Source organism: Sorangium sp. So ce887, from assembly GCF_051521455.1.
Taxonomy (GTDB): domain Bacteria; phylum Myxococcota_A; class Polyangia; order Polyangiales; family Polyangiaceae; genus Sorangium.
In genome coordinates this window covers 11422756-11443128 of sequence record NZ_CP150354.1, presented here as the reverse complement: position 1 = coordinate 11443128, position 20373 = coordinate 11422756, and the positions used below count along the sequence as shown (strand labels likewise).

The following is a 20373-nucleotide window of genomic DNA, read 5'->3' as shown; positions in this document are numbered from 1 at the left end:
CATGACCCAACTCGCGAAGGCGGAGCTCCGCCAGCTCGACGCCGAGTTCGATCTGGAGATCGAGAAGGACACCTGGGCCACCGTCCAGTTCAACCCCGAGTCGCTCAAGGTGAGCTTCGCCAACCAGGTGGCGACGCCCTCGGGCTCGGGCGATCAGAACGGCTCGCCATCGCGGCTCTTCGTCGGCGCCGGCACCACGAAGCTCGCGGCGCAGCTCTGGTTCGACGTCTCCGGCGAGCAGGCGCCCGGCGAGGCGGTCGACGACGTCCGCAAGCTCACCCAGAAGGTGGCGTTCTTCATCACCCCGAAGAAGGATCAGAAGGATCCGAAGAAGTTCGTGCCACCGGCGGTGCGCTTCCTCTGGGGCTCCTTCCAGTTCGACGGGATCATGGAGTCGCTCGAGGAGTCGCTCGAATTCTTCTCCTCCGACGGCAAGCCGCTCCGCGCCAGCGTGAGCTTCACCCTCACACAGCAGAAGATCACCAAGTTCGTCTTCCGCGAAACCGCCCCCCCGGGCACAGGCGGCGGCGATCCAGCGGGCACGCGCCCGCTCACGCCGGCGCCCGCGGGGTCCACCGTGCAAGGCCTCGCCGCGAGGCAGGGCAACCGCGACGACTGGCAGGGGGTCGCCACCGCCAACGACGTCGAGAACCCGAGGAGGCTGAAGCCCGGTCAGCTACTCGACATGAACAAGAGCCGCCGCCCCGGCTGAGGAGGAGATCGCGCCATGGCCGTCACCATCGACAGATTCGAGCTGATCCCCGGCGCCGCGCCCGCCACGGGCGCCGCCGCGCAGGCCGCCGGCTCCGGCGGCGCCGCCGCGTCCGGCGACGCCTCTCCTCCGCCGCCTTCCCGGCACGAGGTGCTCCGGGCGCTGCGGCTCGAGCACTCCCGGCTCGCGCGGGTGCGAGCGCACTGAGCGACCATGGCGGACCAGGCCGACGCAACGCGCTTCAAGGCCGCTCGACCGACGATCAACGTCGCCGGGGCGGACGAGGACGCCCTCAAGCAGGGTCTCCTCGAGCTCCTCGTCGTGGAGACGACGGCGGGCCTCTACCGCTGCGAGGCGCGATTCGGCAACTGGGGCAAGGTCGGCCAGGGCATGGATTTCCTCTACCTCGACCGGAAGAAGCTCGACTTCGGCAAGGCGCTGAAGATCAAGATCGGCGACGATCCCATCTTCGATGGGAAGATCACCGCCCTGGAGGCCCACTACCTCGAGGGCGCGTCGCCGGAGATCACCGTCCTCGCCGAGGATCGCCTCCAGGATCTGCGCATGACACGCCGCACGCGAACCTTCGAGGACGCGAGCGACGCCGATGTTTTCCGACAGATCGCGGGCGACCACGCGCTCACCCCCGACGTCACGTTCACAGGGCCGACCCACAAGGTCCTGGCACAGCTCAACCAGAGCGATCTCGCCTTTCTCCGCGAGCGGGCGCGCGCCGTCGACGCCGAGGTCTGGGTCGACGGCGGAAAGCTCCTCGCCAAGCCGCGCGCGAGCCGCAACGGCGGCACGGTGAAGCTCCAGCACGGCAAGGATCTCCTCGAGTTCTCGGTGACCGCGGATCTGAGCGAGCAGCGCACCAGCGTGACGGTGAGCGGCTGGGATGTCTCCTCGAAGGACGCCATCGCAGAGAAGGCGGAGAGAGACGCACTCCGCGCCGAGCTCGGGAGCGACACCTCGGGTGTGGAGATCCTCGGTTCGGCCTTCAAGGAGCGGCACGAGACGCTGGTGCACCGCGTCCCGGTCACGGGCGCCGAGGCCCACGCGCAGGCGGAGGCGCAGCTCCGGATGCGGGCGCGGCGCTTCGTGGTGGGCCGCGGCCGGGCCCAGGCGAACGCCAAGCTCCGCGTGGGGAGCTTCGTGGACCTCGCCGGCCTCGGGAGGCTCTTCGAGGGCAAGTACTACCTCGCCGAGGTCCGCCACGTGTTCGAGGGCGCGAGAGGTATCCGCACCGAGTTCATCGCCGAGCGCCCCGGTCTCGGCCAGGCCACCTAGGCGACGGAGAGATCGTGTTCGACAAGCACCCGCTGGAAATGACGCTCGAAGACAGGTTGCCCGCCGGGCTCGGCGGGCGCTGCTATGGCGTCTACCCCGCGACGGTGAGCGACGTGGTGGATCCCGAGGGCCTGGGGCGGGTGAAGATCAAGCTGCCCTGGGCGAAGGATCCCGCCGGCGGCGCCTACGAGGCCTGGGCGCGCCTCGCCACGCTCATGGGCGGGAACCGCCGCGGGAGCTTCTTCGTTCCCGACATCGCCGACGAGGTGCTCGTCGCCTTCGAGGACGGCGATCCGCGCCGCCCCTTCGTGCTCGGAGGCCTCTGGAACGGCAGCGACAAGCCGCCCGAGGACATGGACGGCGGCGGAAAGAACCACAAGAAGGTCCTGAAATCACGCAACGGCGTGAAGGTCACCCTCGATGACACCGACGGTCACGAGAAGCTGATCCTCGAGACGCCGGCGGGGCAGAAGATCACGCTCCAGGACGGGCCGGGCTCGGTCGAGATCAAGGACTCGAACGGCAATTCGCTGAAGATGGAGTCGAGCGGCGTCACCATCACTGCCGCCGCCAAGCTCACCATCAGCGCCGCCAAGATCGATGTCTCGACAGGCCTGCTCAGCGTCGACGCGGGCATGTCGAAATTCAGCGGCGTGGTCAAGACCGACACGGTGATCGCCACCGCCGTGGTCGGGTCCAGCTACACCCCCGGCGCAGGGAACATCCTCTGATGAACGCCGCGAACGCGCACGAGCTCACCTGGGTGGCGGCGGCGCCGCTGTGGAAGGGCCTGGTCAAGGATCGGACGAAGCTGCGGCGGCCGGCGTTGCTCCGCTTCGACTCCGACGCTTTCATGGAGGACCTCTTCGCCCAGCTCGAGTCGAAGCCCGAGGAGCTCGCCGCGCGCGTCGCCGCGCCCGAGCAGGGCAAGACGACGCTCAAGCTCTATCAGCCGGTGCACGGGCAGTTCCACCTCGTGGCGGCGAGCCTCGTCTGCCAGCTCCCCGGGCTGCCCGATCACGCCGTGGACGCGGCCCAGGAGAAGGCGCAGTTCGTGCTGCGGCGCATCGCTGGTGACGCGGAGCTCGCCTGGATCGCCGGCAAAGACGCGGCCTCGCCGGGCGCGTGGCGCGCCGTCGCCGACCGGGAGAAGCTCGACGACGACGAGGAGCTGCTCCCGCTCTTCCCGGGCAACTTCATCGAGCAGGGCGCGGATCGCCGCCGGCGCCTGCTCTTCGGCCTCGTGCCCACGTCGAGCCGAGACACGTTCCACGCCGCGGAGGTCACCGATCCCGCGAGGGTGACCGATGACGGCGAGGCGGTGCTGAAGTCGGCCGACTCGGCCGGCGCGCTCGTGCCCAAGCTCGGCGTGAGCGGGGGCGCGCTCTACGTGATCCGCTGCGTGTACCGCAAGCCGCGCTGCGAGCCGCGGGAGCCGCCGCTCCTCAGCGATCCCACCGAGCGCTTCGCGATCGCGTCGTACTTCGATCCCGACGCGCCGGCGCGGAACATCCGGATCGCGATGCCGACGAGCTTCGCCGGCTTCGCGAAGATGAAGAAGAACGTGGGCTTCATCCTCTCGAACGAGGTCCGAAGGAAGCTCTCGCGGGTCGGCCCGGACGCGCTCAAGGGCACCTTCGACCCGGAGGACCAGGCCGACAAGGGCGAGATCTGCAGCCTGTCGATCCCGATCATCACCCTTGTCGCGACGATCATCCTGATGGTCTTCGTGACCCTGCTCAACCTCGTCTTCGGCTGGATCGGGTTCATCAAGATCTGCCTCCCCATCAACCTCAAGGCGAAGGAGTGACGACGATGGACGCCGGAAAGATCCTCGGTCGTGGGATGAGCTTCCCGCCGCGCGTCGGCCCCGACGGCCGCATCGCCTGGTCCGAGGGCGAGGCCAACGTGCGCGAGTCGATCCGCGTCATCCTCCTCACGGACCAGCTCGAGAGGATCATGCTGCCCGAGTTCGGCGGGGGCCTCACTGGCTACCTGTTCGAGCCCAACACCGTGACGACGCGCCACCAGATCAAGGAGCGCATCCAGAAGGCCCTCGAGCGCTGGGAGCCGCGCGTCGAGGTCCAGTCCGTGACCGTGGATCCAGATCCGGCGGACGCGAACGCCGCGATCGCCACCATCGTCTACAAGCTCGTCGCCACCCAGGCGCGCGAGCGGGTGAGCCTCGGCGTCACCCTCGCCCGCTGAGGAGCCACGCCGTGCCTCTCAAGCCGCCGCCGCTCGACGATCGCAAGTACCAGGACCTGGTGGACCAGGCGCTCGCGCGCATCCCGGTCCACACGCCGGAGTGGACGAGCTTCGGCAAGAGCGATCCAGGCGTGACCCTGATCGAGGTCTTCGCCTTCCTCACCGAGAGCCTGCTCTATCGCGCCAAGCAGATCCCCGAGCGCAACCGGATCAAATTCCTCTCGTTGCTCGGCGTCCCGCTCCAGCCCGCGTCGGCCGCGATCGGGCTCGTCGCGCTCTCCAACGAGCGCGGCGCCCCCGGTGTCCTCTACTTCGGCCCGGGGCTCGAGGTGCGCGCCGGGCAGGTGCCCTTCCGCACCGAGCGCGGCCTCGAGGTGATGCCGGTGGAGGCGCAGATCTTCATCAAGCAGCGCGTCGAGCCCGACCGGGCCACGAAAGAGCATTACGAGCTCCTCTACCAGTCCTTCAAGAAGGACGAGCCCGACGCCGATCTCGGCTTCTACGCGACCGCGCCTTTCCCGCCTCCGAGCGCCGGCGGGCTCGATCTCGGATCGACCCTCGATCGCTCCATCTGGATCGCGCTCCTGCTCCGCGAGGTCGACACCCCGGGCAAGGCGGAGGACCTCCCGGATGCCCTCACGCGCGCGCGCGAGCTGCTCGCGGGGCGCACGCTCAACATCGGCGTCGTCCCGGCGCTCGAGGACGTGGGACTCCGGCTCGCCCCGGGGGCGGACACAGGGACGGCGGGCGCGGACACGGCGACGTGGGACTTCGACGTCCCGAAGCTCCCCGAGGGCGGCCTGCCCACGGCCTCGAAGGATCGCGACGCTCAGTACCAGACCATCGCCAGCGCGCCGCCGCCGACGCGCCCGGCGATCTTCGAGGTGACGCTCCCCTCGGCCGCCGAGCTCGCGATCTGGGATGACCTGAAGCCGCTCGAGTCGGGCACCCGCGACTTCCCGCCTGCGATCGACGACAAGAAGCAGAAGGATCGCGTGATCACCTGGCTGCGGATCCACCCCTCGGTGTCGCCGCGCGGGAAGGTCCTCTGGGTCGGGATCAACGCCGCCGCGGTCTCGCAGCGCGCGCGGGCCGTGAACGAGCCGTTGCCCGACGGCAACGGGGAACCGGATCAGGCAGCGACGCTCTCGCGCGCGCCGGTGCTCCCCGACAACGTGCGGCTCACCGTGGACGGCGAGGTCTGGGCCCTGACGGACGATCTCCTCACCGCCGGGCCCGAGGTGCGCGTCCCCGATCCGCGGCTGCCGCCGGGCACGCCCGCGCGCCCGCCACGGCCGTCGAAGGCCTTCCAGCTCGATCCCGAGGCGGGGCAGATCCGCTTCGGCGATGGCCTCCGCGGCGCGCGGCCGCCCCGCGGGGCGCGCATCCTCGTCGACTACGACCACGGCGTGGGGCGCGCCGGCAACGTCGGCGCCGGCGCGATCAAGGCGGGCCCGGCGCTGCCCGCGGGCGTGAAGGTGTCGAACCCCGTCCCCACCTGGAGCGGCGCGGACGCGGAGACGACGAGCGAGGGCGAGAAGCAGGTCGCGCGCTGGCTCCAGCACCGCGATCGCCTGGTGACGGTGGGCGATTTCGAGGCGATCACCCTGCGCACGCCGGGCGTGTCGGTGGCGCGCGTCGACGTGCTCCCGGCCTTCCACCCGGACTTCTCGCTCGACGAGCCGGGCGACGCCCCCGGGACGGTGACGCTGATGGTCATCCCCCTCTACGATCCGAAGAGCCCCGACAACCCGTCGGCGGATCGGGCCTTCCTCCAGGCGATCGCGGACCACCTCGAGCCGCGCCGGCTGGTGACGACCGAGGTGCTCCTCCGCGGGCCGACCTACAGGCCCATCTACGTCTCGATCGGGATCAAGCTCGTCGCCGCGGGGGCGGGCGTCGCCGACGTGATCAAGGCCGTGGAGCAGGCGGTGCGGCGGTTCCTCTCGCCGCTGCCCGAGCCCGGGGTCGTGCTCGACGAGCAGACGGCGCTGCTCCAGCCCGGGTTCACGCGGCAGCGCCGCGGCTGGCCGCTGCGGCAGGCGGTCCACGGCCCGGAGATCGCGGCCGCCGCGAACCGGGTCGACGGCGTCGCCTGGGTGAACGAGGTGCGGCTCTCCGACGGCGGCGACGCCGAGGACGCGCCGATACCGATGAAGAAGCTCGAGCTCCCGCTGCTCGCGCGCCTCGCGGTGTCGGTGGGCCAGGCGCGCCCCGTGAAGGACCTGCTCGGCGCGAAGCCGGGAGGAACGCCGCCGGCGAGGAAGATCGTGCCCGTCCCCGTCGTGCCGGAGGACTGCTAGGGCCATGGACGTCAACGGGACCCGCTTCCATCTCCTGCTCGGCGAGGCCGACTGGAGATCCTGCGCGGTGGAGCCGGAGGGCGGCGCGCCGGGCGTCGACCCCGAGGGCGGCGCGGAGGCGGGCGGCGGCGAGCCCTACGTGGCCTGGGACGAGGGCCGGCTCGCGCTCACGCTGTGGCCGCGGGTCTTCCAGTTCAAGGCGCCGCCAGGGCCGCTGCTCGATCCGTCGGCGCGCCGGGGCGCGGGGCGCGATCGCTTCGGCAACTGGTACTGGATCGACGACGACGAGCGCCGCGTGCTGGTGAGCTCCTCGGGCTCCGGGCGGACGACGACGTTCTGGCGGCTCCAGGATCCGAGCGACGCCGGCGCGCCGCCCGCGGGCTCGTTCCGCGCCCGGGTCGCCCCGCCCGCGCCGCAGGCCGAGGGGCTGCGCGGGCTGGCGGTGACGGGCCACCACTACCTCGTCGTGGGGACGAGCGCGCCTCCGGGGCTGCTCGTCTTCGATCTCCACGCGGGCGGCCCGCCCGAGCAGCTCCTCTGGCCCGCGCCCTTCGCGCCGTTCGACATGGCACCGGCGCCCGACGGCGGCCTCTGGATCCTCGACCGCGACAACCGCGCGATGTGGGGGCTCGACTGCCACCTCAAGGTGCTCCGCCGCGACCCACCGGCGGTCGTGGCGCAGCTCGACGACTTCCAGAACCGCGACGGCACGGCCCGTGTCCCCCCGCGCCAGCGCGTCCCGATCGCGCCGGTGCTGCTCGCCGCGGTGAAGGATCCCATCGCCATCGAGGCGCTCGCCGACGGTACGGTGCTGATCCTCGACCGGCAACCGGACGGCGCGCGCCCCTCGTCGGCGGTGCACCGCTACCGACACGACGCGGCGCTCGGCGCGCCGCAGTTCCTCGACGTGATGGGCGAGCACGCCGAGCCCGGCGCGCCCGTACCGTTCGAGCTGCGCGCGCACGACATCGCCGTCGCGGGCGGGCGCCTCTACGCCGCCTCGCGGACGGGACTCCAGGCGTTCGCCTTCGAGCTCGCGATCGACGGTGACGCCTGGAAGCTCGTGCCCTCGGCGGACTACTTCCCGATGCGCTTCTTCGGCGCCAAGGCGCTCGTCGCCGGGGCGGACCGCCCCTTCTACGATTTCTCCGACGGCTTCATCGACCTCGTCGCCCAGCCCCGCGCCCGCTACCGCGGCGCCGCGGTGGTGACGACGCGGATCCTCGACGGCAAGGAGCCCGGCTGCGTCTGGCACCGCCTCCTCCTCGACGCCGCGATCCCCGGGGCGGCGAGCGTCGAGGTGTGGAGCCGCGCGTCCGACGAGCGGGCCGATCTCGCCGACGACCGCCTCGCGTGGAGCCGGGAGCCGCCGCTCGCGATCCGCCCCGAGGGCCCGGAGCTCCCCTTCGTGCCGCGGCTCTCGCCCTGCGCGGACGGCCCCGGCGACGGCACCTGGGAGCTGCTCTTCCAGCGCGCGCGCGGCCGCTGGTGCCAGCTCCGCCTGCGCCTCACGGGCGACGGGACGACGACGCCCGCGATGCGCGCGCTCCGCGCGTACTACCCACGCTTCTCGTACCTGGCGAATTACCTGCCCGCCGCCTACCGCGAGGACCCCGAGTCGGCGTCGTTCCTCGATCGCTTCCTCGCGCTCTTCGAGGGCTTCTTCACGTCGATCGAGGACCGCATGGCCGCCGCGCAGCTCCTCCTCGACGTGCGCAGCGCGCCGCCGGACGCGCTCGACTGGCTCGCGGGCTTCTTCGGCGTGGCGCTCGATCCGGCGTGGGACGACGCGCGCCGCCGGCTCTTCATCCAGCACGCGATGGACTTCTTCCGCTGGCGCGGGACGATCCGCGGCCTGCGGATGGCGCTCGATCTCGCCATCGCGCGCTGCCCGTCGGAGAGGATCTTCGCGGACCGCGCGCCCACGCGGCACGACGGCGTGCGCGTCATCGAGAAGTTCCGCACGCGCCGCACGCCGGGCGTGGTGCTCGGCGACGTCACCGACCTCGAGGGCATCCGCGCGCTGCCCATCACCGATCGGTGGAAGCCGGATCAAGGCGGCAAGGCGCTGGTCGAAGCCTGGCGCGCGACGCTCGCGGCCGGCGATCCCACGGCGAGCCCCGCCTCGTTCCCGATCCGCCGCCCGCTCGACGCGACGGCGGCGACGTGGGCGGCCTTCTGCCGGAGGGCGCTCGGCTTCGTGCCCTCGGCGACCGACGCCGATCGCCGGCTCTGGCAAGACTTCCTCGAGCGCGCCTACGTCACCCCGGCCGCGCTCGACCAGGCCTGGGGCGCGAGCGCGACGTCCACGGGCTTCTCGCAGGTGCCCGTCCCGAGCGCGCTGCCGCCGGACGGGGCCGCGCTCGGCGACTGGTATCGCTTCGAGGGCGTCCTCGCCGTGCGCCGCGCCGCGCACCGCTTCGTGGTGGCGCTCCCGGTGCCACCGTCGGACACGGGCAACGCGCCCGACTACCAGGAACGGCTGCGGCTCGCCGAGCGCCTCGTCGCGCTGGAGAAGCCGGCCCACACGGTCTTCGAGGTGAAGTTCTACTGGGTCATGTTCCGGATCGGCGACGCGCGGCTCGCCATCGACACGCACATTCACCAGGGGAGCCGCGCCCCCGAGCTGCTCGGACCGATGGTGCTCGGCGAGCGATACCTCGCCGAGAGCTACCTCGCGCCCCGGCCGCCCCAGGACGCCGCCGACCGGCGCGTCCTCGGGCGGGATCCGATCCGTGGGTGATGGTTTGAAGAGGAGACAACGACCATGAGCGGTAGCGTTTTCATGCCGACCTCGATCTCTCCGAGCCTCTCGGAGCCCGATCCGACCAAGCACGTCAATTACGTGCTCGGGATGGTGCTGGGGGTCGACGACTTCACCCAGGAGTTCGCGTACCTCGCCGGGAGGGACGAGCTCGCCGCGCGCGAGCTCGCGGGCTACGGCGTTGCACGCGGGCTGCGGGTCACGAGCCCGACGCCGCCCGACGCGACCAGGGGGCCCGAGGTGGTGGTCTCCGCCGGGATCGCGGTGACGCCGCGGGGGCGGTTCGTCCGGGTGCCGCTCACCCAGTGCGCATTCGTCAACGACTGGATCGCCAAGAACCGGCCTGCCCTCGATGCCAGGCCGGTCGTCGTGCCCGGCCCGCTCTCGCTTTACGCGGTGCTCTCGTACGCGGAGCAGACGACGGATCTCGTCCCCATCCCCGGCGAGCCCTGCCGTACCGAGGACGAGTCGATGGCGGCGTCGCGCATTGCCGACGACTTCATGCTCGAGCTGCGCCTCGACCCGCCCGAGCAGCGCGAGCAGGACGCGGCGCGCGCGTACCTCGACTGGCTCGCGACCGTGCCGGTGGTCGACACCGGCGGCACCGAGCTGCCGGCCTTCCTCGCCGCGATCGAGGACGCCGCCGGCAAGACGCCGAAGGTCGCGATCGGCCCTTCCACCACGGCGATCTTCGCCAGTCCCCCGCCGGCGGTGACGATCCCGAGGAGCGGCGCCGCGCGCTACCTGCGCGAGGCGATCCGCCTCTTCGCCACGCTCCGCGCCGAGTGGGCGGGCGCCGGCGCGACGCCGGACGGGACGCCGCCGAACGAGGGCGCGGTGCTCCTCGGCCGGATCGAGCTCACGCTGCAGCTGGAGTCGGTCACAAGCTCCACGTGGAAGGCCACGGCGATCGCGATCGACGAGACGCAGCGGGCGCGCCTCCTCTCGCTCGCGTACCTGCAGGAGGTGATGCTCGCGCTCGCGGATCGCGCCGCGAAGCAGGCCGTCACGTTCCAGCCCGGAACGACCGGCCTGCGCTACCTCGTTGCGGGGGCGGGCACCGTGCAGATCAAGACGAACGAGGCGGCTGCCTCCCCCGAGAATCCGCCGACGTACAACGGCCTCACCGCCTGGGCGAGCGCGGACGGCGAGGTGACGGTGAAGCTCGCCGGTCCGGCCAGCGCCTCGCTCCAGTACATCGTCAAAGCCCTGCCGGTGGCGGCGGTGGGCAACGTCTTCGGCGATCCGACGGTCGCCTTCGGCGTCTTCCAGCCACCCGGCGCGGACGGCGCCCGCTTCACGCTGCTCGTGAAGAACGGCGGCGCCGCCGTGCCGCAGGGCTCGCTCGCGGGCCTGAAACTGATGATCGAGGTCAGCGCGTTCGGCGCCGGCTGAAAAGCCCCGGAGGACGAAGGAGCACGTCGATGAAGTCCACCGAGCTTTTGCAGCCGATCCTCGAGGGCGGGGTCCGCTCGATCAACTTCTTCAACGGCCGCCTCCTCACCGGCGAGGATCTCACCGCCGAGCAGGCCGCGAGCCGCGAGTGGCTCGGCCGCCTCGGCAAGCTCCTCGGCGGCGGGGTCGCGGGCGGGCTCACGGTGTCGCCCTCGCCGGTCGCGGGCAAGCCGGCGGTGATCGTGGACGCGGGCCTGGCGATGAACGCGCTCGGGCAGGCGCTCCGGCTCACGAGCGCCATCGAGGTCTCGCTGCTGCGCCCCGACGGCGCGCCGGACGACGCCGCCGCGCCCCCGCCGCCGACGAAGGATTTTGGCGACTGCCAGCCCCGGGAGACGGGCATCTACCGGACGGGCGACGGCGTCTACCTGCTCACCCTCGCGCCGGCCGGCGGCGCCGAGGGCAGCGTCCCCACGAACGGCCTCGGGAATCTCACCGCCACGTGCGCCACACGCTTCCTCGTCGACGCGGTGAAGTTCCGCCTGATCTCGCTCTCGTCGGCCTTCACCAACGAGCAGCTCCTCGGCCCGAAGCTCCGGAACCTCGTCGCGGCGAAGTGCTTCGGCGTCGCGAGCTCGCGCGCTCTCGTCACCGATCCGTTCGGCGCACCGCCCGCGAGCACGAAGCTCCTCGACACGCTCGGCAAGAAGCTCCCCGCGTGCGACGTGCCCCTCGCCGTCCTGCACTGGACGGCCGAGGGCGGGGTCGAGTTCATCGATCACTGGTGCGTCCGCCGCCGCCTCGCCGGGCCGCCCGACGAGCTCGTGTGGTCGCCGGCGCTCGGCGAGCGCTCCATCGCCGAGAGCGAGGCGATGATGCTCCAGTTCCAGGATCAGATCGACGCGCTCGCCACGTCCGGCGTCACTCGAGAGACGTTCGTCGCGACCACGGCGTTCGACTACCTGCCTGCCGCCGGCGTGATCCCGCTCGCCGGCACGGCGGGATTCCGCGGCTTCCTCCCCGACCAGCTCTTCAAGGGGCTCAAGGCGCGCGATCCGATCTTCATCGAGGGAGCCCGTGTCGCGTCGCTCCTCCGCCGCGGGCGGTGCTTCCCGCCGATGGATCTCGCGAGCGGCGAGATGCTCTGGGTCTACCACGTCCGGGAGAACGCGATGAAGGCCGACGGCCTCTCGGGCACGACGGTGCAGCCTTACGCGATCTTCGTGAGCGGGCAGGTCCCGTACGACGGCGGCGCCGTCTTCGACATCGCGCACTGGGATTACGCGAGCTTCGCGTGAGGCGCATCATGAGAGCCGGCGCGGTGAGGTGAGATGATCACAGCGATCGACAGGCGGGCGGTGGTGAGGACGCTCTCGGTCCGGGGCTCGGGCCAGGACGCGCTCACCGCTCGCGTCCGCGCCGAGCAGCTCCTCGGCGCCGTCGATCTCCATCCGCCGAGCCTGCCCCCCGCGGCCATCCTGTGCGTCCGCCGCCTGCGCGATCCGCGGCCGGGCGCCCTCACGCTCGACGGCCGCAGCCCGCGCCCGCCGCGGGTCTGGGAAGAGGCGCTCAGCGCCGCGCTGGAGGCCGTGGTCCGCCGCGCCGCGCGCCCCTGGCAGGGCAGCGTGGGCGCGAGCGCCGAGGCCGTGATCTTCGCGGATCGATCCGAGCTGCTCGCGTGCCTCGCCGTGGACCTCGTGCGCGACGACCTCGGCGCGCGCTGGTGGTGGGCGAGCCTCGTGCCCGATCACCGCGCCCCGCGCTCCGCCGTGGCCGCCTGGGTCGCCGCGCCGGAGCACGTGCCCGGAGCGCTGCACCTGCTCGCCGAGCGCCGCGAGATCGAGCCGTTCGCGGGCGCGCTGACGCTCGACGAAGCCCGGACGATCACGCGCGCCGTGGCCGAGCGCTTCGGCGCGCGAGCCGTCGCCGCGGCGATCGAGGGGGCCGAACCGCGCGCGGATCCAACGCGCGTGCTCGCGCAGCACGACATCCAGGATCCGGCGGACGAGGAGCCCTGGGTCCGCTGGGCGCCGGAGCTCCGCGGCGCTCCGGTCGACGGCGCGCGGCGCGCGCTGGTGGGCTTCGGGCTGGCGCTGCATCGCGCCCCGTCCGCGGCACGATCCATGGCGTTCGCAGCGGCCGTGGTGCGCTGGAGCGACCGCGTGACGCCCGACGCCCTTGCTGACGACGCGCCACGATCGATCCCTCCCGAGCCCACGAACGAGCGCCTCGCGCCGACTGAAGCCACGACGCCCTGCACGCACGAGCCCGCGACCACCGACGTCGCCGCGCTGCGCGCCGACGAGGAGCCGCGGACGCGATGGGCCACCACAGCCGCGGACCTCGCGCCGCAGGCGAGCGTGAGCGCGAAGGCGCCTTTCTCCGCACGAGACGGCAAATCACCGCGCGCCGAGGCTGCGGCGCCGGACGATCGCGCCGCTGCGTCGCCCGCGACGACCGACACCGCGGCGCCTCACGTCACGTCACGCCGAGCGGCGGCCGCGCCATCGCCAGGCGTCCCCTCGATCGACTCCGCGGCGGCCGTGACCGCATCCCCAGGCGCCCCCGCGCTCAGCTCCGCGGCGGCCGTGACCGCATCTCCAAACGATGCTTCGGCGATCATCTGTCCTGCGCCAACAGCAGAGCTTCCGCCTCCCCTTCCCCCTGCCGAGCTCCCGCCCGCTCTCTCCGAACGACCGCCGCGCCGCTTTTCTGCGCCGATCGTCACGGATTTCGGAGGCGTCTTCTTCCTCGTTAACCTCGCCCTCTACCTTGATCTTTACAGCGATTTCTCCGCCCCGTTGCACCCGGGGATCGACTTGCCGATATGGGATTTTCTCGCGCTCGTGGGGCGCGATCTCGCGGGCGACGCCCTCCTCGAAGATCCGGTGTGGCCGCTGCTCGCCGAGCTCGCGGGCCGCGGCGAGGATACGGCGCCCGGAATTGGCTTCACCCCCCCGGACGCCTGGAGGGTCCCGCCGGCGTGGCTCCGCGCCTTCCCAGAGCCCGCGGCGTGGAGCTGGGCGACGCACGGAGATCACCTGACGATCCGTCATCCGGCGGGCTTCGACGTCGTCGAGGTGGTGGTCGAGGGCGATCCGGCGGCGCAGGCGCGGCGCGAGGCGAGCGGATACGGTGCAATCGAGATCGCCGGGGCCACAGCGCCGCTCACGGGCAGGGCCCAGACGTCCGCCGATCGCTGGCTCGCGCGCATCCTCCCCTACGTGCGCGCCCGGCTCGCGCGCGCGCTCGGGGCGACCGTGGAGGAACACCCGGGACGGCGCCTGTGCGCTCTCCCCGCGCACATCCACGTGACGGCGACGCACCTCGATGTGACGATGTCGCTCGCCGAGCTGCCCATCGAGGTCCGTTTGGCGGCGCTCGATCGCGACCCCGGATGGGTGCCTGCGGCGGGCAGGTACGTGGCCTTTCATTTCGAGTGATCGATCCCCTAGGCAGGCTCGCGGAGGCCCCGTGAGCCGCGGTGCACCGGCAGGAGAAGCGCGATGACACAGAATGTGAACAAAGTGAGGCCCGGCGATCGGATCACCGCGGACTACGTCAACAACCTGGTCGACACCATCGCGGCGCTGGACGCGAGGCTTCAGAGGCTCGAGGCCGGGGCGACCACCACCGTGCCCAGGCCGGTGATCCTTGCCACCTCCCCGGCCGATCAGATCCAGGCCGGCGCGCCGATTCAGGTGATCGGACAGAACTTCTCGCCCGGCACCGATCTGGTCACCTTCGCGGGGTTCAGCATCGACCACCTCGATCCAGGCTCGGGGCCGTCTCTCCTCTTCTTCACCACACCGACCATCACCTTCGCCGGACCGCCGAAGGACGTCTTCGTCACCGTGCGCAACCAGGCCGGCACCGCGTCCTGGCCGCTCAAGCTGCTCTCGACGCCGCAGGTGGCGCACGGCACCTCCACGTTCTCGTCGGACGGTTCGCTCCCGACCCCGGGGAACCTGACGAAGGGAGGCGGCCCGTTCACCTTCGGGCTCCTCTTCCAGTCGCTGGCGGACGCGGTCGAGTCCTACACCTTCTCTCTCGTCATCACCAACGCCGTCGGGACCACGACCCTCCAGACCTGGGCGCAGAACGCCAAGCTCCAGGACGCGGTCGGCAATGATCTGCTCACCGCCGGCGCCGTCCCGGTGCAGCCCCTTCAGGGACTCCAGGGCTTCGCGCTGCGCCTCAAGCTCACCATCCCCGCGACCGCGGGCGACGACGACACCGTCTCCATCGCGGTCAAGGCAACGGCGACGAGCAACCCCGCCCAGCTCAGCAAGATCTCCGACGCGCTCCCGATCAAGGTCGGGCAGAGCACGGTGGTGAGCGATCCGAACATCCTTTTCACCAACACCACGCAGATCTCGGTCCCCTCCGGATCGAGCAACCGGGTCCGGCGCGTCACCGACGGGAGCACGGAGATCGTCGAGTTCCCCTACAAGAAGCCCAGCGGGAACGCCGAGCTCGGGGCCGTCCAGATCACCGCGACCTTCAAGAAGGACAGCACCGCTCAGTACAAGATCGATCCTCCGGGCGGACCGTGGCTGTTCGACGACGCCCTCGGCTGGGGCCCGAAGACCAGCACGCTCAAGCACACCGGCGAGACCGAGATCCTCCTCGTGAAGCTGAAGCTGGACCAGCTTGCGCCGGCGGACCTGAGCACGCACCCCGAGCTCGGATCCTTCAAGCTGACCGCGACCCGCACCAACGTCGCCGACAACACCCAGACCGTTTCGTTCACCGTCGTCAACATCCGCGGCTACGCCGGCTGAACCGCCCGCCGCTCCACCCGCACGCACACGAAAAGAGCTTTATGGTCGACACACTCGTCTTCCCCCCGCACCAGGGGCTCCCCTACGACCACATCCCGCCCACGGTCGACGGCCTCTGCGAGTTCGAGCTCGGATTGCCGCTCGAGGCGGTGACCGTTCAGTCCGCCTCGGACCCGATCGAGGGCGGCTGGAAGGGCGCGGCGCGCATCACCTACGGCGGCGCCAGCGGGCTGCCCGCGGCATCGGTCCAGGCGCTGAAGCACCAGAACGGCGAGTTCATCTTCCTCTCGTTCACGGTGCGCTTCGACCTCAACTACGACGGTACCGACGCGATCCTGATCTATCTCCAGGACCAGTATTCGGACACCACGGCGGGCAACATCCGGCGGCTTGTCATCCGCCCCTTGCTGACCAACGTCGGCGCCGGGCTCGCCTCCGAGCCCGCCGGCCCCGTCGACATCACCGCCACGCTGCCGTCGTACCAGGACCCGGCCACCCAGTACTCGGTGCCGATCCGGAACAACCACCGCGCCACGGTCCAGCTCGACAAGTGGGTGCCGGCCGCGGGCTTCCCCAACGACACGACCCAGGGCAGCTGGACGACCGCCACCCTCGGCCAGGTGGGGCCGGGCGAGAACGCGCCGGGTCAGATCCGCGCGCGCTCCTGGCAGATCAGCGCCACCACCGACAACTGCTGGAGCATCGAGGTCATGCTCCCGACCACGCAGGCGGGCGCGGGCGCGGCCTACGACTGGATCAACCTCGCGCCCGCCGGGTTCGGCCTCTACTTCAATGTCATCCGCGTGGGCGCTGGCTCGCTCAACCTCGCCTCGAGCCTGGTCGTCGAGTTCCCCTGGCCACGACAGTACACGCCCGCCGTAGGCCCGGTGAGAGACAACGTCATCACCGACGAAGACTCGCCCGGCGGCTTCGGGTACAACTCCTATGCTGACATCTTCATCAACCTGAAGCGGCTCGGCCGCGCCGCGCTCTCCGGGACCATGACGGGCGTCACCTTCGATCACGACGCCGCCACCGCGCCGCACGGGCCCATCTACGTCCAGCAGGACGGAAACATACTCTTCGACACCTGGGCGATGCAGGTCGACACCACCGGGACACGCGAGAACCAGTTCTTCGCGGCGGTCAAATACCTCGGGACGCCTGCGGCCACGCCGCCGAACGTGTTCGCTCAGCTCCGCGTCGCGCGCTTTGGCATCCGCGGGCCCGGGCTGGGCGACTGGGATCTGTTCCAGCCCGACACCACCATCAGCGCGGCCCCCAACAAGAACCCCACCGATCCGGCGCCGATCGGCGCCGGCACCAACCTCATTCGGGTCAACTGGAGGCTGACCCAGGCGCAGCACTCGGCGCTGCAGAGCGGGGGCATGGAGAAGCACCAGTGCATCGGGGTATTCCTCGACTCGACAGACAGCACGGACTTCGTCGAATCGAGCCTGTTCGTGAACACGTTCTTCGAGGGGCTCTCGCGCAAGGGCTCGCAGATCGTCGTGAGCGGCCGGGGTTACGAGAAGCCGGTGGCCGGCGGCGATCACGAGTTTCTCCTGGTCAACAGCACGCGCCTGATGACGTCCACCGTCAACTACGACGGCTGGGACGGCCGCAAGCCGGGTGATGGCTCGCCCGACGAGAGGGAGCCGATCGAGCCGGTGGGCGTCGATGAGAAATTCAGGCCCAAGTGGGGCAAGACGACGCCCTGGCTGGGCGGGGCCGTCTTCGGACCGTGGTCGCGGAGCCGCGAGGTCAACTACACCTGGGTGGTCATCACCGTCGCCTATCACCGGACTGCGCAGACGCTCACCCTCGGCGGGACGAAGCGCACCCTTTACAACGTCGCTGACAGTTGCTCGCACGTCCTCCACCACGAGGGTGACGTGGGCGCGTTCCGGCAATCGTGGGAAGGGCCCGGGCTCACGCGGCTCGGCGACGGCATCTACTCGCTGCCGGTCCCGCACGACGGCGAGGTGGTGATCAACGCGTCGTTCGAGGCGATGGATCCGGACGAGGTCGACGGCCTCGATCGCCTCCTCGCGCTCATCGACAAGATCCTCGCGCTCCTCGATCGGCTCGCCGCCTGTGGCGACAGGCTCGATCCGCTGCACGCGCTGCTCGTGAAGCTCGCGCGCGGCATACGTCTCCTGCCGCTGCCGGCGGACGTGCGCAAGGCGCTCGCCAGGCTGCTGGAGCGGGTCGCCGGCGTGCGGGAGAAGATGCGGGTGCTCACGCTGCTCCGGCACGTGCTCACGGCGATCGAGCACCACCTCGAGCAGCTCGACCGCATCCTCGATCGGCTCCGGCCGATCGATCCGGCGACGCGCAAGGAGCTGCTCGCGAAGCTCTTTGGCGGCGACGCCGATCGCATCGGGAAGGAGATCGAGGCGCTCGAGGCGTACACGCGCGAGCTCGCGGCGCGGCTCGACCGGCTGACGCGGATCCTCGACATCCTCGGCCAGCTCGCCGAAACGTGCCACCAGATCGACGGCCTCTATGCGCTGCTCCGCGGCCTCGGGCGCATGTTCGAGAAGCTCTCGGCGCTCGGCTCCGGCCTCGGCAAGCGCTTCCCGTTCCTCGAGCGGATCCTGCCCTCCGTCGATCCGGCAGCCGGCGCGATCGGCAAACAGCTCGATCTGCTCGCCCGCAACGGCGCGCTGCTCGAGGAGATCCTGAAGCTGCTCGAGCAGCTCGGCGAGCCGATAGACGCGCTCCAGGCGATCGACAGGGACCTCGACGCCCTCGCCTACGAGGAGACGGCGCGCGCGGCCGAGCAGCTCTACAAGGCAGCGTTCGGCTGAGCGACGGGGCGGGCGGGGCGGGCGGCGAGATCGCGGAGGGTCCGACATGGCTATGCGCGCTTCATCGATCTTCGACCTGCCCGCCTCACCCGCCGGGCACTACAAGCTCTACTTCCTCGCCACCGTCTTCCACGTCATCGAGCAAGCCGCGGCGTCGTCCGACTCCGCCGAGGCCCTCTTCGAACAGTTCCCCTTCCTCACAGCCTATCTCGAGGAGGTCCCCCTCCCCCCCGAGCGCGGCCCCACCTTCTGGCCCGGATCCGTCCAGGCCTTCGAAGCGCACATTACGGACCACCTTCCGCTCCGCGCGCTCCGTGACGCGGCCGGGCTCGATCATCGCGCGATCACGCTCCTGCTCGCCGTCGGCCTGATCGAAGAGGATGCCCGCTTCGGCGCCCTCTTCGACGCCATGCAGGACACGACGGCGCTGCGCCGACCCACGCTCGGCCTGCTCAACGCCTGGTGGCGCGAACCGGTCGACGGCGGTGAGGTGCGTGCGGCGCTCCGGCGCCTGCGCGAGCTCGGCCTCGTGCAGGTGGTCAATCCGGAGGCGCCGCGGATCGAGTGGGCGCTCCACGCGCCCTCGCTGCTCTGGGACGCGATCCGCGGCGAGACGCCGGAGGCGCCCGCGCCTCAGCTCCGTTATCGCGCGCTCGACACGCTCCCGCCCCTTCGCGCGCTGATCCTACCGGACACGCTCTCGGAGCTGATGGCGCGCGTCCCGTCGCTCCTCGCCTCGGGCGACGCGCGCGCCCTCGTCGTCCGCGGGCCGCGCCGCAACGGCCGGCGCACCGTGCTCGCCGCCGTCGCGCGCTCTCTCGGTCTCGGGCTGCTCGACGTCTCCGGGCTCGGCCGCGCCGACGACGAGCGCTGGCGCGCTGTCGGCCCGCTGGCGACGCTGCTCCACGCGCTGCCGATGATCACGCTGGATCCAGGGCCGGGCGAGACGGTGGAGATCCCCGCGCTCGCAGGCTACGAGGGCCCGCTCGGCCTAGTGCTCGGCAAGCAGGGCGGCGTGAGCGGTCCGGGCGCGGAGGGCGCGCTCACCCTCGCTCTGCCGATGCCGGAGCCCGACGCGCGGCGGCGCCACTGGGGCGCTGGCCTCGCGGGGCACCCGTGCGCGGAGCTCGACGATATCACCCAGCGCTTCCGGATGACGAGCGGCAACATCCGCCGTGCCGCGGCGCTCTCGCGCTCCTACGCGGCGCTGCGGGGCGGCGGCGCGGTCGAGCTCGCCGACGTGCGGCAGGCGAGCCGCGCGCTCAACCGCCAGGCGCTCGACACGCTGGCGACGCGCCTCGACGCCGAGGGCTCCTGGAAGAACCTCGCCGCGAGCGCGGAGATGCTCCGCGATCTCGAGAACGTCGCGGCCCGCTGCCGGCACCGCGAGCGGCTCCACGCGCTCGTGGGCGAGGCGCTCCGCGGGCAGGTGAACCCCGGCGTGCGCGCGCTCTTCCAGGGGCCGAGCGGCACCGGCAAGACGCTCGCGGCGAAGCTCCTCGCCGCCGAGCTCGGGATGGATCTCTATCGCGTCGAGCTCTCCAGCGTGGTGAGCAAGTTCATCGGCGAGACCGAGAAGAACCTCGGCCAGATCTTCGCGCTCGCCGAGGAGCTCGACATCATCCTTCTGCTCGACGAGGGCGATTCGCTCCTCACGCAGCGAACGGCGGTCCAGACCTCGAACGATCGCTACGCCAACCTCGAGACCAACTACCTGCTCCAGCGGATCGAGTCGTTCGAGGGGATCGTGGTGATCACCACCAACGCTGGTGAGCTCATCGACGGGGCCTTCCAGCGGCGCATGGACGTGGTGGTCGACTTCCGCGCGCCGGAGGGCGTGGAGCGCCTGCGGATCTGGCACCTCCACCTGCCGGCGGAGCACGCCGTCGACGCGACCCTGCTCCGCGATCTCGCGGCCCGCTGCGCGCTCAGCGGCGGGCAGATCCGCAACGCCGTCCTCCACGCCTCGCTCCTCGCGCTCGGCGAGGGCGTCCCCGTCGCGACGGCGCACATCGAGGCCGCGGCGCAGCGCGAGTACCGGAGGATGGGCGGCGTCTACCCGCTCCGGCGGCGCGCGGGCGGCGAGGGAGCGAGGACCTAGCGC

General features: G+C 71.5%; 14 protein-coding genes. All 14 read left to right on the top strand.

What is annotated here, in order from left to right; translation table 11 throughout:
• Position 1: 1 nt before the first annotated feature.
• Entirely contained in the window at positions 2 to 712 is a 711-nt protein-coding gene (locus WMF36_RS42930) for a CIS tube protein (protein ID WP_437576641.1), read from the top strand.
• 15 nt (positions 713 to 727) lie between these two features.
• A complete protein-coding gene (locus tag WMF36_RS42925; RefSeq protein ID WP_437576640.1) occupies positions 728 to 919 on the top strand; it encodes a hypothetical protein in 192 nt (63 codons plus the stop codon).
• Positions 920 to 925: 6 nt separating this feature from the next.
• Entirely contained in the window at positions 926 to 2002 is a 1077-nt protein-coding gene (locus WMF36_RS42920) for a phage late control D family protein (protein WP_437576639.1), read from the top strand.
• Between the two features lie 14 nt (positions 2003 to 2016).
• Positions 2017 to 2733 (top strand): phage baseplate assembly protein V, encoded by a 717-nt coding sequence (locus tag WMF36_RS42915; RefSeq protein ID WP_437576638.1) that lies wholly within the window; start codon positions 2017 to 2019, stop codon positions 2731 to 2733.
• Positions 2733 to 3812 carry a hypothetical protein gene (locus WMF36_RS42910; protein WP_437576637.1) on the top strand — a complete coding sequence of 360 codons (1080 nt, stop codon included), beginning with the start codon at positions 2733 to 2735 and terminating at the stop codon, positions 3810 to 3812. Before WMF36_RS42915 ends, WMF36_RS42910 begins: the two co-directional genes overlap by 1 nt.
• 5 nt (positions 3813 to 3817) lie before the next feature.
• Entirely contained in the window at positions 3818 to 4210 is a 393-nt protein-coding gene (locus tag WMF36_RS42905) for a GPW/gp25 family protein (protein WP_437576636.1), read from the top strand.
• An 11-nt stretch (positions 4211 to 4221) separates the two neighbouring features.
• The gene (locus WMF36_RS42900) at positions 4222 to 6513 is read left to right on the top strand and encodes a baseplate J/gp47 family protein (protein ID WP_437576635.1); all 2292 of its coding nucleotides are present in this window, start codon (positions 4222 to 4224) and stop codon (positions 6511 to 6513) included.
• A 4-nt stretch (positions 6514 to 6517) separates the two neighbouring features.
• Positions 6518 to 9256, top strand: a complete 2739-nt coding sequence (locus WMF36_RS42895; protein ID WP_437576634.1) for a phage tail protein — start codon at positions 6518 to 6520, stop codon at positions 9254 to 9256.
• Between the two features lie 24 nt (positions 9257 to 9280).
• On the top strand, positions 9281 to 10672 hold the full coding sequence (locus WMF36_RS42890; protein ID WP_437576633.1) for a hypothetical protein: 1392 nt from the start codon (positions 9281 to 9283) through the stop codon (positions 10670 to 10672).
• A gap of 29 nt (positions 10673 to 10701) precedes the next feature.
• Positions 10702 to 11970: a hypothetical protein gene (locus WMF36_RS42885; protein ID WP_437576632.1), complete on the top strand. Its 1269-nt coding sequence runs from the start codon at positions 10702 to 10704 to the stop codon at positions 11968 to 11970.
• A 33-nt stretch (positions 11971 to 12003) separates the two neighbouring features.
• Positions 12004 to 14115, top strand: coding sequence for a hypothetical protein (locus WMF36_RS42880; RefSeq protein ID WP_437576631.1), 2112 nt, complete (start codon positions 12004 to 12006; stop codon positions 14113 to 14115).
• 63 nt (positions 14116 to 14178) lie between these two features.
• Positions 14179 to 15456 carry a hypothetical protein gene (locus WMF36_RS42875; protein WP_437576630.1) on the top strand — a complete coding sequence of 426 codons (1278 nt, stop codon included), beginning with the start codon at positions 14179 to 14181 and terminating at the stop codon, positions 15454 to 15456.
• 41 nt (positions 15457 to 15497) lie between these two features.
• Positions 15498 to 18269 (top strand): hypothetical protein, encoded by a 2772-nt coding sequence (locus tag WMF36_RS42870; RefSeq protein WP_437576629.1) that lies wholly within the window; start codon positions 15498 to 15500, stop codon positions 18267 to 18269.
• A gap of 46 nt (positions 18270 to 18315) precedes the next feature.
• Positions 18316 to 20370: an ATP-binding protein gene (locus tag WMF36_RS42865; RefSeq protein ID WP_437576628.1), complete on the top strand. Its 2055-nt coding sequence runs from the start codon at positions 18316 to 18318 to the stop codon at positions 20368 to 20370.
• The last annotated feature ends 3 nt before the right edge of the window (positions 20371 to 20373 follow it).

Bases quoted from the DNA above. Each gene is read 5' to 3' on its own strand.
- WMF36_RS42930 (WP_437576641.1), top strand. From the start codon at position 2: ATGACCCAACTCGCGAAGGCGGAGCTCCGCCAGCTCGACGCCGAGTTC.
- WMF36_RS42925 (WP_437576640.1), top strand. From the start codon at position 728: ATGGCCGTCACCATCGACAGATTCGAGCTGATCCCCGGCGCCGCGCCC.
- WMF36_RS42920 (WP_437576639.1), top strand. From the start codon at position 926: ATGGCGGACCAGGCCGACGCAACGCGCTTCAAGGCCGCTCGACCGACG.
- WMF36_RS42910 (WP_437576637.1), top strand. From the start codon at position 2,733: ATGAACGCCGCGAACGCGCACGAGCTCACCTGGGTGGCGGCGGCGCCG.
- WMF36_RS42905 (WP_437576636.1), top strand. From the start codon at position 3,818: ATGGACGCCGGAAAGATCCTCGGTCGTGGGATGAGCTTCCCGCCGCGC.
- WMF36_RS42895 (WP_437576634.1), top strand. From the start codon at position 6,518: ATGGACGTCAACGGGACCCGCTTCCATCTCCTGCTCGGCGAGGCCGAC.
- WMF36_RS42890 (WP_437576633.1), top strand. From the start codon at position 9,281: ATGAGCGGTAGCGTTTTCATGCCGACCTCGATCTCTCCGAGCCTCTCG.
- WMF36_RS42885 (WP_437576632.1), top strand. From the start codon at position 10,702: ATGAAGTCCACCGAGCTTTTGCAGCCGATCCTCGAGGGCGGGGTCCGC.
- WMF36_RS42880 (WP_437576631.1), top strand. From the start codon at position 12,004: ATGATCACAGCGATCGACAGGCGGGCGGTGGTGAGGACGCTCTCGGTC.
- WMF36_RS42875 (WP_437576630.1), top strand. From the start codon at position 14,179: ATGACACAGAATGTGAACAAAGTGAGGCCCGGCGATCGGATCACCGCG.
- WMF36_RS42870 (WP_437576629.1), top strand. From the start codon at position 15,498: ATGGTCGACACACTCGTCTTCCCCCCGCACCAGGGGCTCCCCTACGAC.
- WMF36_RS42865 (WP_437576628.1), top strand. From the start codon at position 18,316: ATGGCTATGCGCGCTTCATCGATCTTCGACCTGCCCGCCTCACCCGCC.